Below are 14370 nucleotides of genomic sequence, written 5' to 3'. Positions count from 1 at the left end.
GATTATTGGGGCTGATCATCTTATTATGAAGCACGTTACACTACGAGATTTATTTACACTCGCCTACTGGAAAAACATTTGGCATGTCTTAGTTGATGCCTTTAATGGATTCAATGATGACAAATGTATGAAGAAGAGTGCTTCATTGGCTTACTATACTGTCTTCTCCATCGGCCCACTTCTTATGATTGTGATCTGGTGTATCGGCTTCTTCTACGGAGAACATCTTCAGAGTGGATCTTCGGCGCAGGATCAGGTGTTGGAGGAAGTCATGGTTCTTTTTGGACAGGATGTAACAACGCAGATCCAGTCCTATCTTCAAAAGATAACTTTCGAGAATAAATCTAATATGGGGATCACGATAGGCATTGTTACATTGATTCTCTCCTCTACGACCTTATTCGTTGATATACAAGACTCCATAAACAATATCTGGAAAGTAAAACCGAAACCCAAAAAAGGCTGGTTAAAATTGATCATCAATAGATTGATTTCTTTTTCCATCGTGATCGCCTTGGGCTTTTTACTAATTGCTTCACTCATGATCAATGGAGTTATCGTTGCCGTGACCAATTTAGTTATGACCTATTTTCCTTTTATTCCCATTGCGCTTATCTCGTGGGTAAATACAGGCATCACTTTCTCGGTCATTGTCATTTTATTTGGCTTTATCTTTTCTTTCCTTCCCGATGCCAAAGTAAAATTCAGAGACATGCTCGGGGGAGCCATTTTTACAGGTTTACTTTTCATGTTAGGCCGGTACGGCATTTCAATCTATCTGAATCTCTCTTCCACAGCCAGCTTTTATGGAGCCGCAGGATCGATAATTGTCATGTTATTATGGATCTACTATTCGGCTGCGATATTGTATTTTGGGGCAGAATTCACCAAGTTTTATGCCATTAAATTTGGCGCGGGCATTGTGCCTTCCACATTTGCGGTAGCGGTTGAACAGACGGAAAAAGTTAAAAAAACAGGAAGCGACGCCGAAGCACATGTTGGAGACACCATTCAGGTCTTAAAACAATAAATTTATTTTTTGTCTTTTTTACCACTGATGGAACCGTCTATACCGATGACGTCAATGACTTTGTCTCCAATCTGCGTGATATCGGATTTTAACCCGATCATGACGGTAAAAATATTAACAGGCCTATCCTGTATCTTCCTAAAATTATGGAGATAACCAAGCTCGAGCCCTAAAAAGAAGCCATTAAATTTGTAATCTGCGCCAGCCCCCAATTTACTGGAAAAATTCAGATGATTTTTATTCTCCATCTTGACGAGCTTTTGATCTGCCAGCACACGCGCTCTCGGCTCACTCGCCAGACCAACGCCAGGCCCAGCAAAACCGTAGATATTCAGTCTACGCATCTGTTTCCTAATCCCGCCCGAGAATGAAAAAGTATAGAAATTCGTATTGGCATCTTCTATGCGGTATTCGAAATCGGGATCAATTAAGGGTTGTTTGTACTTAAATGAAAGTGTATAAAGCGTGGGGGATACAAAAAACATTGAATTTTTCAGGGATATATCTAAACCAATACTACCCGAAAACTTTGGCGAAAGTATATCTTTGGTTTTCCCGATCGGAAAACCCATTCCGGTTGTACCCCAATAGTAAACTTTTCGATAATGTATCGTATCAACGCCGCCCTGAGCCCGTATAGAGCTCCAACACAAAGAAAGAAGGAGAAAAGTAAAAAAGAATTGTTTCATTTAAATGCGTTCAATATTGAATAACAACAATATTAAACGCATTTTGTTCAAAAAATCGTCCGACTATAGATAACTTTTTGATTGCGGCCCTTGGTTGAACAACAAATCGATAATACTCAAATCTGGGTAAAATCCATTTTTATCAGAGAAAACCTGATAATATTCTTTTGGATCAGGCCATATACTTTCTTTTTTGGGATGTATAAGGTTGCGGAAATCGATCGCTTCTAACGGCTCGGCCACATACGCTTCTGTAAACCCTATTGTTCGTTTAAGTTTGATTGATTTTAGAATAAGCTCCAGCTGGGCCACATTAAAATCGACGAGATAGTCATATTTACCTTCGTAAAACCGTATAAAATCATCCTCATAATACTCAAAATATGCAGAACTCCGGTAAGCGGTCTGTATACTTAACCAGTGTAAACGTTGCCAGTTAAATTCATAACTTATCCGAATATCTTTCATGGGAACTCGTTCTTTATTGCCATGTTGAATGGGTACGATCAAATCCTGCACACCATTTGCTGAAGCAATGCGTGCCCGCGTACGATAGCTCTGCTTTTGAAAATGCTCGTATTTCTCGATGAACAAAGGAAGATTATGCTCTTGTATTGTATGAAAATAAGATATTGGTGGAAGATAACATGCCGGAAGTAATAACTGCGATTCCATAAAAACTGATGATTTTTGTTATAAGTGACGCAAAAATAACTTAAATTAAGGATATTTGTAAAGAACACTGGGAATTTTAGCTATAGCATGAAACAAAAAGCGTTAAACGCATTAATCTATATCATCTCTCTTCTCCCCTATTGGTTTCTATATTTGATCTCCGATGGGCTTTATTACATACTCTACTATATGATTGGATATAGGAAGAATATTGTATTTCAAAACTTAAAGAATGCTTTTCCAGAAAAAACGGATAAAGAACGCCTGGTTATCGCCAAAAAGTTTTACCGTTTTTTCCCGGATCTCCTTGTCGAATCGATCAAATTGAAAACGATTACGGCTGAGGAAGTCAAGAAAAAGATGACTTTGGAAGATGTAGAAGAATTGACGAGACACCTCGAGGCAGGCAAAAACGTAATCGGGGTGACTTCACATTATGCCAATTGGGAGCTTGGTATTCACCGTTTGAGTTTAATCACAAACTTCCCTACACTGATAGTATACAAACCACTCAACAACAAAGACATTGACACGGTGTACAATGACATGCGGGGACGGTTTGGCGCCGAAATGGTACCAATGAAACAAATACTCCGTCATATCGTCAAGTTGAAGGGCCAGCCCAATATCAGTATACTCGTTGCGGATCAAACACCGCTGTATTCGGATTCCGATTATTTTATTAATTGGCTAAATCAGGAAACATTGGTCTATACAGGAGCCGAAAGACTTTCTAGAATAAGTAAAGCACCTGTGGTCTATTGTTATATCGGAAGAAAGCCCAAAAGAGGGCAGTATTTCTGTAAATTCGTTACTTTAATCGAAGATCCAAGTGGCTTTGGCGAGCATGAAATTACCGATATACACAATCAATTTGCTGAACAGCTTATTCGTGAAAACCCAGAATATTGGTTATGGTCACATAATCGCTGGAAAAGAAAACGTAGAAAATGAGTAAATTACCCAAAGTAGCTGTCGTTATCCTCAATTGGAATGGTCGATTTTTCCTGGAAAAATTTTTGCCATCCGTATATAATAGTTCGTATCCGAATGTCGAATTTGTCATTGGAGACAATGCCTCCGATGATGATTCAATTTCATTTGTGAAACAGTACTATCCGACGATTACTATACTTGAAAATGATAAAAACTATGGCTTCGCAGGAGGTTATAACAAAATACTGCAGCGTGTAGATGCTGATTACTATGTACTCCTGAATTCGGATGTCGAAGTGAGCCAAAACTGGATTGAACCCGTGATTGAATACTTGGAAAGAAACCCTTCCCTGGCAGCAGCACAGCCCAAAATACGTTCATTTCATGACAAGCAGAAGTTTGAACATGCCGGAGCCGCCGGTGGCTATCTGGATTACTTTGGCTTTCCATTCTGCAAAGGGAGAATCCTACATGAAGTAGAAGATGATGCGGGACAGTACGATAAGGAATCTGAGATCTTTTGGGCATCTGGAGCTGCGCTTTTTATTCGCTCAAAAGCCTGGAAGGAAGCAGATGGCCTTGATGAAGATTTCTTTGCTCATATGGAGGAAATCGACCTGTGTTGGCGATTAAAGAAAATGGGCTACGGCATAGGTTATTGCCCTAAATCTGTTGTTTATCATGTTGGTGGAGGAACCCTCAATGCAAGTAATCCCAAAAAGACTTACCTCAATTTTAGGAATAATATGGTCATGCTGCAAAAAAACCTTCCGTTAGGCAAAGCCATATGGATTATTTTCATCAGGCTTTGGTTTGACTTTGCTGCCCTTGCTAAGTTTCTGATCGACAGAAAACCTAAGGATGCTTGGGCAATCAGTCGTGCGCATCAGTATTTCTTCTTGAATATTTTCAAAAATGCTAAAAAACGAAAAAAATACAAGGCGAAAGAAAATACAAAAGGGCATTACAGAAAATCAATTATCATTGATTTTTACACAAATAACAAACATAAATTTTCACAGCTAAATCCAGAGGATTTTAAATAGCATATTATTTTCCCAAAACACAAAATGCAGAAAACCGCATTTTAAAAATAAAGCAGTCATTACAACAAGATTCTTTATTTATTTTATTTAAACGTACTTTTTATTTGTAATTTTGCAAAATGTTGGTGATGGATATTGAAAAAAAGATAAAAGACTTAACGGCAGAGCTCAACCATTATAACTATCAATACTATGTATTGGCGAACAGTGTTATTTCGGACTACGACTTCGACCTCAAATTAAAGGAACTCGAAGCGCTGGAAGCTCAATATCCCAACTTTGCCGACCCCAACTCCCCTACACAGCGTATTGGTGGAGACATTACCTCCCGATTTCAAACGGAAAAACACCGCTGGCCAATGCTTTCATTGGGCAACACATACAATCAGGAGGAATTACTTGACTTCGACCAGCGGATCCGCAAAATCATCGGCGATCAGTTCGAGTATGTTTGTGAATTAAAATTTGACGGTTTATCCATCAGCTTGACTTATGAAAATGGCTTACTAAGTAAAGCCGTTACACGCGGGGATGGTACACAAGGCGATGTTGTCACCAACAACGTTAAAACGATTCGTTCTATCCCGATCAAACTCAAAGAAGGAGATTATCCAGATCAATTCGAAATACGAGGTGAAATATTTATGCATAAATCAGCTTTTCTCCGCCTGAATAAGGAACGAGCCGATAATGAGGAGCAAACCTATGCCAACCCAAGAAATTTCGCTTCTGGAACCATCAAACTCCAAGATTCTGCTGAAGTTGCCAAGCGCCCATTGGACTGTTTCCTTTACTTTTTGTACTGCGACAACAGAACAAATCTATTTCACGATCATTGGAATAGCTTAAACCATGTCAAAGACTGGGGATTCCACGTCAGCGAGCATAGCAGAAAATGCAGCACATTAACCGATGTTTTTGCATTTATTGACTATTGGGATGTCGAACGTCACAACCTAGGATATGAAATTGATGGAATCGTTATTAAAGTAAATGATTACGCACAACAGGAAGAGCTTGGCTTTACGGCCAAAAATCCACGTTGGGCAATATCCTATAAATTCAAAGCCGAGCGTGTAGAAACCATTCTTAACTCGATTAGTTATCAAGTTGGACGTACCGGCGCTGTTACACCTGTTGCCAATCTTCAACCTGTACAGCTGGCAGGCACAACCGTAAAACGCGCTTCCTTACACAATGCAAATGAAATCGCACGTCTCGACCTACACGAAGATGACACTGTTTTTGTGGAAAAAGGGGGCGAAATTATCCCTAAAATAATTGGGGTAAACCTCGACAAAAGGTTATCGGGATCGACAAGTTTTGTCTACCCGACTTCCTGTCCGGAATGTGGCACAGTACTTATACGGCAAGAAGGGGAAGCAGTACACTACTGCCCGAATGAAACTGGATGTCCGCCGCAAATTGTTGGCAAAATGCAACATTTTATCGGACGAAAAATGATGGATATCGAAGGAATGGGAGATGAGACCGTGGATACTTTCTTCAAGAAAGGTTTGCTACACAACATCGTTGACATCTATGGCCTGAAAGACCATCAAGATGACCTACAACAACTGGAACGTTTCGGTCAAAAATCAATCGATAACATGCTCAATGGCATTGAAAAATCCAAAGAAAAACCCTTTGAAAAAGTTTTGTTTTCGCTTGGAATACGTCATGTCGGCGAGACAATTGCAAAAAAATTGGCGCAGCATTTCAAAAATATTGATGCGCTAGCCCAAGCCTCAACAGAAGAAATCGAAGGAGTACAAGATATTGGACGCCGTATCGCGGAGAGCGTCAAAGAATACTTAGACAATCCAATTCATCAACAACAGATTGTTGCACTGCGGAATTATGGCTTAAATTTCGAAATTGAGGAAAAGGAGATTATCCTGGCGAGCAATTCACTTGAAGGGAAAACTTTTCTGATTTCCGGTGTATTTGCAGAACATTCACGTGAAGAGCTGGCAGCTGTAATTGAAAGCAATGGCGGAAAGATGTTATCTTCCATTTCTGCCAAACTAAGCTATCTCGTGGCAGGAGATAAAATGGGACCGTCCAAACTAGCGAAGGCTGAAAAATTGGGTATCCCGATGATTAATGATCAAGAACTATTTGAACTCATTAATCCCAAGTAAGTTTTTTTAATTAAATTTATATAAATACAAAAACAAGATGAACGAGCTTCACGGCGCAGGAGTAGCATTAGTCACTCCTTTTAACTCAGATGAATCTGTTGATTTCGAAGCATTAGGTCAGCTAATTGACTTGCAAATCAACGAAGGTATGGATTATTTGGTTTCTTTAGGTACAACTGGAGAAGTTGCCACTTTAACCAATGATGAACGAAAGCGCATCTGGGATTTTACTGTCAAGCGCGTGAACGGTAGACTACCCTTGGTTGCTGGAATTGGTGGAAATAATACAGCCGAAATTGTGGAGCAAATTAAAAACTTTGATCCAACAGGTTTTTGCGCAATTCTATCGGTATCTCCTTACTACAACAAACCAACACAAGAAGGCATTTACCAGCATTATAAGGCTGTTGCAAGCGCCTCTCCACTTCCGGTTATTTTATACAATGTACCTGGACGTACGGGTAGCAATATAACAGCACAGACAACATTGCGACTGGCCAATGATTTTTCGAATATCGTAGCCATCAAAGAAGCTTCCGGCAATTTTGCACAATTCAGCGAAATTCTACGGGATAAACCAGCAGAATTTCTATTGATTTCCGGAGACGATCCGGTTACCTTGCCGATGATGTCGCTTGGCGCTGCTGGTATCATTTCAGTGATCGGAAATGCGTTACCGAAAAAGGTAGCCACATTAGCGAAGTTATGTGCTGAAGGCAATTATGCCGAAGCTAGATCAATCCACAATGAACTTCTTAACATCACAGATCTATGTTTTATTGAAGGAAACCCAGCTGGTGTAAAATACATTCTGCAGGAATTGGGGATTGGAAAAGATCAATTAAGGCTTCCTTTAGTGCCTGTTAGCGAAAAAATCCAGGCAGCTATCAAAGAAGAATTAAAGAAATTGAACTAAGATATAGTCGAATTCGTTTGAGAAAAAGTTTAGATTCCAGGAAAGGGTCTAAACTTTTTTATTTCAAAGCATTGCAACATAACAATATAATAACTACCTTTGCACTTCCACAAAAGTGGAATTTTAAATAACAAAATTAATTAACAAAATGCAACAGTACGAATCTGTAATCGTTCTTACCCCGTTGCTTTCTGATGATGCTGCGAAAGAAGTAATCGCAAAATTCAAAAACATCTTAACAGAAGGCGGAGCCGAGATTGTCGCTGAAGACAATTGGGGTTTGAAAAAATTAGCGTATCCAATCCAGAAAAAAACGACTGGATTTTATCACTTAACTGAATTCAAGGCTCCAGGTGAATTAATCAATAAATTAGAGGTTGAATACAAACGTGATGAGCGCATTATGCGTTTCTTGACTGTAAGCTTAGACAAACATGCCAAAGCATACAACGAGAAAAAACGTAGCGGTGCATTCAACAAAAAAGCTGAAACTAAAACTGAGGAGGGCGCAAACTAATGGCTAACGAAAATATCCAATACGTAACTGCTCCTAAAGTAGAGGACAACCGTAAAAAATACTGTCGTTTCAAAAAGAATGGTATCAAATATATCGATTATAAAGATGCTAACTTCTTGATGAAATTTGTAAATGATCAAGGTAAAATCTTACCTCGTCGTTTAACTGGTACATCTTTGAAATTTCAACGTAAAGTAGCTCAAGCTGTTAAACGTGCTCGTCACATCGGCTTATTACCTTACTTAGCTGATGCAATTAAATAAGGAGGACGATAGAGAATGGAAGTAATTTTAAAACAAGATATCAAAGGCTTAGGTGAGCAAAACGATATCGTTAATGTAAAACCAGGTTTCGGTCGTAACTACTTAATCCCGCAAGGATTTGCTATCCAAGCGACTGAATCTGCAAAGAAAGTTTTAGCTGAGAACATCAAACAAGCTCAGTTCAAACAAGAAAAAATCAAAAAAGACGCTACTGAATTAGCAGGTAAATTGGAAGCTATCAAACTTTCAATTGGTGCTAAAGCAGGTGAATCTGGTAAAATCTTTGGTAAAGTAAACAGCATCCAAATTGCTGATGCGTTGAAAGCAAAAGGTTTTGATGTAGATCGTCGTCGTATCACTTTCGAAGTTGAACCTAAAGAATTAGGTGAATACATCGCTAACTTAAACTTACACAAAGAAGTGAAAGTTCAAGTTCCTTTCGAAGTAATTGCTGAATAATTCAGTTTATTTAGTCAATAATATAAAGCGGCTATCCTTTCGGATAGCCGCTTTTGTTTTACCCCTACTTTACCCCCAAAAAAAACTCGCGTTACGGAGAGCAACGCGAGGCATAATCTAGGGTATTTGAAAGGGAAAATCTTTATCAATCTCTATTTTTTTAAAAAAAACAACTCCAAAACCACCGAGTCAAAAAAATAACATCGAAACCAGTTAAACCGAAACAAATCCTTTTCGAAACTCAATTTCAATACTCAAAAGAAGGAAAAAATATTCATTTTTACAAATTAAATTGAATTTTTTATCAAAAAATCATAAATAATTTTAAATTTCCAAAAATATAAACATAAAAACAGGACAATAAATCACTAAAAACTACAATAACACCACAAATTTTTAAACAAACACAGAAAAACAACGTAAAAACATAAACGAAAACATAAAAACAACATAAAAAAAATAAAAATCAAGATAAAAATCAGAAAAAACAATAAATAAAATTCAAATAGATAAAATTTAACAGCAAAAAAAAGCCTGAAATATAATATTTCAGGCTTTTTTTTATTTTTCAGCTAAATTATGCTAATTGTTTTTCCAATTTCTCGTTCAATACTGATTTTGGAACAGCTCCAATTTGTTTATCAACGATTTCTCCATTTTTAAAGAACAATAAAGCTGGAATATTACGAATGCCATAACGAACAGAAATCTCTGGATTTTCATCTACATTCACTTTTCCTACAACAGCTTTACCTTCATAATCCTTAGCCAATTCTTCAACCACAGGACCTACCATACGGCAAGGACCACACCACTCTGCCCAAAAATCGATTAATACTGGTTTGTCTGCTTTTAAGACAACTTCTTCAAAGTTGCTATCTGTAATTTCTAATGCCATAATCTTTTAATTTTATAAACCGAAGTTATATCTATAATACTATTTAATTGCTAAAATCAATAAACAAAGATAGTAACTACTACCAATGTATTTGTAATCTTAATTACACAAATTCTAATCCAAACTAATTCAATCGGTAATTTATCCCTTCAAACTTATCTATACAGTCCAAAAATTCATTTGTTAGGTTTATTTTCAGACTTTTAGCTGGCATTTCGACAGATATTTCATCTTGGGGATCCCAGATTTTAAACTTTAATTGACAATTTGGCACAACTCCCTCGATCTCATTTTGCGCCAGTATATCCTTGATACCATCAAGAAATGCTTCGTTCAACTTAGGTAAAGGAATATTGATCGTAAAACTCTTCGCCATCTTCTCACGAAGATCCGAAAGCAACTGCACACTGCGTAGCTCAAAGCCCCAATTTCCAACCTGTCTGAAACGCTCCTGTACCAAACCCCGCAATTGCACAAAATATCCCTCTTGCAAATATCCCTTCAACTTGACATATTCTTCACCGAAAACTGCCATATCATAAGAATCACTATAATCCTCGATGATAAATGACGCAAAAGGCTTACCCGTCTTCGTCAATCGATGGTTTGCCGATGCGATAATACCACCAATCACCAATTCTTTGTTCTTGATCCGATTAAACTCAAGCAAAGTCTCTTCATCGACCTCTGCCGCCTTAACCTTATTGATCAAGGCCAAATCTGACACCGAATTCTGACAAAAATGTTCAATCTCAAACCGGTAGGTATCCAAGGGGTGACTGGTCAGATAAATACCGATAACATCTTTTTCATATTTAAGCTTTTCAATCAATCCCCATTGCGGACATGGCGCCAAAACCGGCTCAGGCAATTCTGCAGCCCCTCCTACACCAAACAAGCTCGCTTGGGCCGAACTTTCATTTTCCTTAAAGCGCTGGCCAAATCGGATCGCCTTTTCCATTCCTGTTGAATTTTCATCCGAATGAAAATATTGTGCACGGTGCGTATTCTCAAAACTATCAAAGCCTCCAGCATAAGCCAGACTCTCAAAAGCTTTCTTGTTGACCGCACGAAGATCGATTCGTTTAGCCATATCAAAAACAGATTTATACAATCCTGATTGCCGTGTTTGCACGATAGCGTCTACCGCTCCTGCCCCAACACCTTTCACCGCACCTATTCCAAAACGAATAGCTCCAGATTCATTTACCGTAAACTTATAATAGGATTCATTCACATCTGGACCCAATACCTGCAAGCCCATTCGTTTACATTCCTCCATAAAGAATGTCACCTGCTTGATATCATTCATGTTATTGGAAAGTACCGCAGCCATGTATTCCGCAGGAAAATGCGCTTTTAAATAAGCGGTCTGATAAGCAACCCAAGCATAACAGGTCGAGTGGGATTTATTAAATGCATAACTCGCAAAAGCTTCCCAGTCGGTCCAAATCTTCTCCAGAACTTTTGCATTATGCCCTTTCTCCTCTGCCTGCGAAACAAACTTCGGCTTCATCTTATCGAGTACAGCCTTTTGCTTCTTACCCATAGCCTTACGCAAGACATCGGCATCACCTTTTGAAAATCCCGCAAGCTTCTGGGACAAGAGCATAACCTGCTCCTGGTAGACTGTAATACCGTAGGTTTCCTTGAGGTATTCCTCACAAGCATCCAAATCGTAAACAATGGGGTCTATACCGTGCTTACGCTTAATAAAACTTGGAATATATTCGATTGGTCCCGGACGATAGAGTGCATTCATCGCAATCAAATCGGCAAATACTGTCGGCTTAAGGTCGCGCATGTATTTCTGCATTCCAGGAGATTCATACTGGAACACCCCTATGGTTTCTCCACGCTGAAAGAGCTCATACGTAAGCTCATCGTCGATCGGAAACTGATCCGGATCCAGCACAATACCATGACTTAATTTGACATTTTCAACCGTATCTTTAATCAGTGTCAGTGTCTTTAAACCCAAAAAGTCCATTTTCAGCAAACCGGCACTTTCAACAACGTGGTTATCGAACTGCGTCACATAAAGATCAGAGTCTTTTGCCAAAGAAACAGGAACGAAATTAGTAATATCGTCTGGTGTAATAATAACACCACAGGCATGGATACCTGTATTTCGTACAGAACCCTCCAAAACCCGGGCCTGTCTGATCGTTTCCGCTTCCAATCCAGCACCATCCGCAATAGATTTCAATCTATTGACGGCTTCAATTTCCTCAGTCCTTAGCTTTTCCTTTAAACCGGCATCATCTAAAGTAAAAATCTTGGATAATTTAAGGTTCGGAATCAGCTTGGCAATTTCATTGGCATCACCCAAAGGTAAGTCCAATACACGCGCTGTATCTTTGATGGATGACTTTGCTGCCATTGTACCATAGGTAATAATCTGGGCAACTTGACTAGCACCATATTTATTGATTACATATTGCATGACACGTCCACGTCCCTCGTCATCAAAATCGATATCAATATCAGGCATGGACACACGGTCGGGATTTAAGAAACGCTCAAAAAGCAAGTCATATTTAATCGGATCGATATTGGTAATTCCCAAACAATAAGCTACTGCCGAACCAGCAGCAGATCCCCGTCCCGGCCCCACGGAAACTCCCATATCCCGGGCCGCCGCAATAAAATCCTGAACAATCAAAAAGTAACCTGGATACCCCGTTTTCTCAATGGTAGCCAACTCAAAGTCAAGACGTTCGCGAATATCATCTGTTATTTCCTCATAACGCTTCTCAGCCCCCACATAACAAAGATGCGCCAGGTATTTATTTTCACCACGTTTTCCCCCATCTTCAAGATCGGCTTCCACCTGAAATTCCTCAGGAATATCAAATTTAGGTAATAGGACATCGCGGTTTAACTTAAATATCTCTACCTTATCGACAATCTCCTGAATATTTAGAATCGCTTCGGGCAAATCTTTAAAAAGGGCCTTCATTTCATCTGAAGATTTGAAATAATATTCCTGATTGGGTAAACCAAAACGGAATCCACGTCCCCTACCTTTTGGAGTCGATAGCTTTTCACCATCTTTCACACAGAGCAAAATATCATGCGCATGTGCATCGCCTTTCTTCTCGTAATATGTATTATTGGTCGCAACAACTTTGACCTGATATTTGCGGGAAAATTTAAGCAAGGTTTGATTCACACGATCCTCATCTTCCTGACCATGACGCATTAATTCCAGGTAAAAATCATCCCCAAATTGTTCTTTCCACCACAGCAAAGCCTCTTCGGCCTGACTCTCACCTATATTCAGTATTTTATTCGGCACCTCGCCTTGTAGGTTACCTGACAAAGCGATAACATCTTCCTTGTATTGAAGAATAAGATCTTTATCAATCCGCGGCACATAATAGAAGCCCGCGGTATAAGCAAAAGAAGCCAGTTTAGCCAAATTATGGTACCCCCGTTTATTTTTCGCCAATAACACAATCTGATAACCATTATCCTTCCTCGACTTATCTTTGTGGTTTTCACAAACAAAAAATTCACAACCAACAATTGGCTTTAAAAGCTGACCAGTAGGCTCCTCTCCATTCTCAACTGCCTCCGCATTTTGCGCTTCAACTTCTTTATTATGACTTATAACACGAGAGACAAACTCAAAAGCCCCCATCATATTTCCGTGGTCCGTTAATGCAACAGCAGGCATATTATCCTTCACCGCTGCCGAAACTAATTTATCGTACGACATCGTCGACTGCAGGATCGAAAACTGAGAGTGATTATGTAAATGGGCAAATTTGGCATCCTTTAAAGCTGCTAACGCGTCCGCATCAACGACAACCTTGACTTCATCTGGCTGAGACCGTTTTCTAATTTCATCAGAAGCTGCTTTTAGGTTGATATGTTTCAGTCCAACAGTGGGTATAGGCCCCGGATTGTTGGTTTTAAAATCGACAAAGTAGCCCGTATCGACCTGAAGTTCTTCGGCAGTGAATACCTCTCTTCTCACAAGCTCCAGAAAACAACGTGTTGTCGCTTCAACGTCGGCTGTTGCATTATGTGCCTCAGCAAATGGCACTCCAAATAAATAGGAATGCAACTCAGTCAAATTGGGTAGTTTAAAGCGTCCACCACGACCGCCTGGAATTTTCAGAAGTTCAGCTGTTACTTCCGTACAGGTATCCAATACAGGCATATTAGCCATATTGGACGTAACACCATAACGGTAAAATTCACAGCCCATGATATTCAAATCAAAACCAATATTTTGTCCAACAACAAACTTGGCTTTATTCAATGCCACATTGAATTTCTCTAAGACCTCCTGGAGCGGCAATCCCTGCTCTTCTGCCAATGCAGTCGATATGCCGTGTATTTTTTCAGAGTCATAGGGTATATCAAATCCATCTGGCTTAATCAAGAAATCGTGATGTTCGACCAAATTTCCCATCTCATCATGAATCTGCCAAGCCAATTGAATACAGCGAGGCCAATTGTCCGTATCGGTAATTGGTGCGTCCCAACGCTTAGGCAAACCCGTCGTTTCCGTATCGAAAATAATATACATAAAATTCTAACCCTCTTTAATACAACACATTAAATGCAAGACAATTTACATTTTTTTGAACTTGAAATTTACGAAATTATTAGAGAAGATTATGTCAGATTTTTGCGAAAATCCACTAAAGAAAATCTAGCGCCACACGATACCGCCTACCGGTTCCGCTTCAACAAGAAATAACATCATAAACTCCTCAATCTTCTTTTTTTTATGTGTATCCCATGAGTAAATATCAAACCAAATCGTAAAGCCCCCGGCCT

At 39.2% G+C, this 14370-nt stretch carries 12 protein-coding genes; 8 read left to right on the top strand and 4 right to left on the bottom strand.

Annotated elements, in window-relative coordinates; all coding sequences use genetic code 11:
- Nucleotides 1-25: 25 nt before the first annotated feature.
- On the top strand, nucleotides 26-1030 hold the full coding sequence (locus B4Z90_RS20820) for a YihY/virulence factor BrkB family protein (protein ID WP_070566046.1): 1005 nt from the start codon (nucleotides 26-28) through the stop codon (nucleotides 1028-1030).
- 2 nt (nucleotides 1031-1032) lie between these two features.
- Here the strand turns inward: B4Z90_RS20820 and B4Z90_RS20815 are convergent, their stop codons facing one another.
- On the bottom strand, nucleotides 1033-1719 hold the full coding sequence (locus B4Z90_RS20815; RefSeq protein WP_070566050.1) for a hypothetical protein: 687 nt from the start codon (nucleotides 1717-1719) through the stop codon (nucleotides 1033-1035).
- A 63-nt stretch (nucleotides 1720-1782) separates the two neighbouring features.
- The gene (locus B4Z90_RS20810) at nucleotides 1783-2394 is read right to left on the bottom strand and encodes a WbqC family protein (RefSeq protein WP_070566052.1); all 612 of its coding nucleotides are present in this window, start codon (nucleotides 2392-2394) and stop codon (nucleotides 1783-1785) included.
- A gap of 87 nt (nucleotides 2395-2481) precedes the next feature.
- Between B4Z90_RS20810 and B4Z90_RS20805 the strand changes: the two genes are divergently transcribed.
- The 7 genes from B4Z90_RS20805 to rplI all read left to right on the top strand — a co-directional run bounded on the left by B4Z90_RS20805 (nucleotide 2482) and on the right by rplI (nucleotide 8675).
- Complete coding sequence (locus tag B4Z90_RS20805; protein ID WP_046671746.1) at nucleotides 2482-3348, top strand: lysophospholipid acyltransferase family protein; 867 nt, start codon at nucleotides 2482-2484, stop codon at nucleotides 3346-3348.
- Nucleotides 3345-4376: a glycosyltransferase family 2 protein gene (locus B4Z90_RS20800; protein ID WP_070566056.1), complete on the top strand. Its 1032-nt coding sequence runs from the start codon at nucleotides 3345-3347 to the stop codon at nucleotides 4374-4376. Before B4Z90_RS20805 ends, B4Z90_RS20800 begins: the two co-directional genes overlap by 4 nt.
- Before the next feature lie 119 nt (nucleotides 4377-4495).
- Nucleotides 4496-6520, top strand: a complete 2025-nt coding sequence (ligA, locus tag B4Z90_RS20795; protein WP_070566058.1) for an NAD-dependent DNA ligase LigA — start codon at nucleotides 4496-4498, stop codon at nucleotides 6518-6520.
- A 37-nt stretch (nucleotides 6521-6557) separates the two neighbouring features.
- Nucleotides 6558-7436, top strand: coding sequence for a 4-hydroxy-tetrahydrodipicolinate synthase (dapA, locus tag B4Z90_RS20790; RefSeq protein ID WP_046671749.1), 879 nt, complete (start codon nucleotides 6558-6560; stop codon nucleotides 7434-7436).
- 148 nt (nucleotides 7437-7584) lie between these two features.
- Entirely contained in the window at nucleotides 7585-7953 is a 369-nt protein-coding gene (rpsF, locus tag B4Z90_RS20785; RefSeq protein ID WP_046671750.1) for a 30S ribosomal protein S6, read from the top strand.
- A complete protein-coding gene (rpsR, locus tag B4Z90_RS20780) occupies nucleotides 7953-8216 on the top strand; it encodes a 30S ribosomal protein S18 (RefSeq protein ID WP_028071347.1) in 264 nt (87 codons plus the stop codon). Before rpsF ends, rpsR begins: the two co-directional genes overlap by 1 nt.
- 15 nt (nucleotides 8217-8231) lie before the next feature.
- Nucleotides 8232-8675, top strand: coding sequence for a 50S ribosomal protein L9 (gene rplI / locus B4Z90_RS20775; protein ID WP_046671751.1), 444 nt, complete (start codon nucleotides 8232-8234; stop codon nucleotides 8673-8675).
- A gap of 577 nt (nucleotides 8676-9252) precedes the next feature.
- On the opposite strand, the gene trxA is transcribed toward rplI, so the two are convergent.
- Together trxA and dnaE are read right to left on the bottom strand one after the other, a co-directional pair.
- Nucleotides 9253-9573: a thioredoxin gene (gene trxA / locus B4Z90_RS20770; RefSeq protein ID WP_046671752.1), complete on the bottom strand. Its 321-nt coding sequence runs from the start codon at nucleotides 9571-9573 to the stop codon at nucleotides 9253-9255.
- A gap of 124 nt (nucleotides 9574-9697) precedes the next feature.
- Nucleotides 9698-14116, bottom strand: coding sequence for a DNA polymerase III subunit alpha (dnaE, locus tag B4Z90_RS20765; protein ID WP_204990829.1), 4419 nt, complete (start codon nucleotides 14114-14116; stop codon nucleotides 9698-9700).
- Nucleotides 14117-14370 lie beyond the last annotated feature (254 nt).

Source organism: Sphingobacterium sp. UBA5639 (assembly GCF_002421245.1).
Classification (GTDB): Bacteria; Bacteroidota; Bacteroidia; order Sphingobacteriales; family Sphingobacteriaceae; genus Sphingobacterium; species Sphingobacterium multivorum.
The sequence above is the reverse complement of the archived record's forward strand: the minus strand, read 5'-3'. Positions and strand labels throughout refer to the sequence as shown.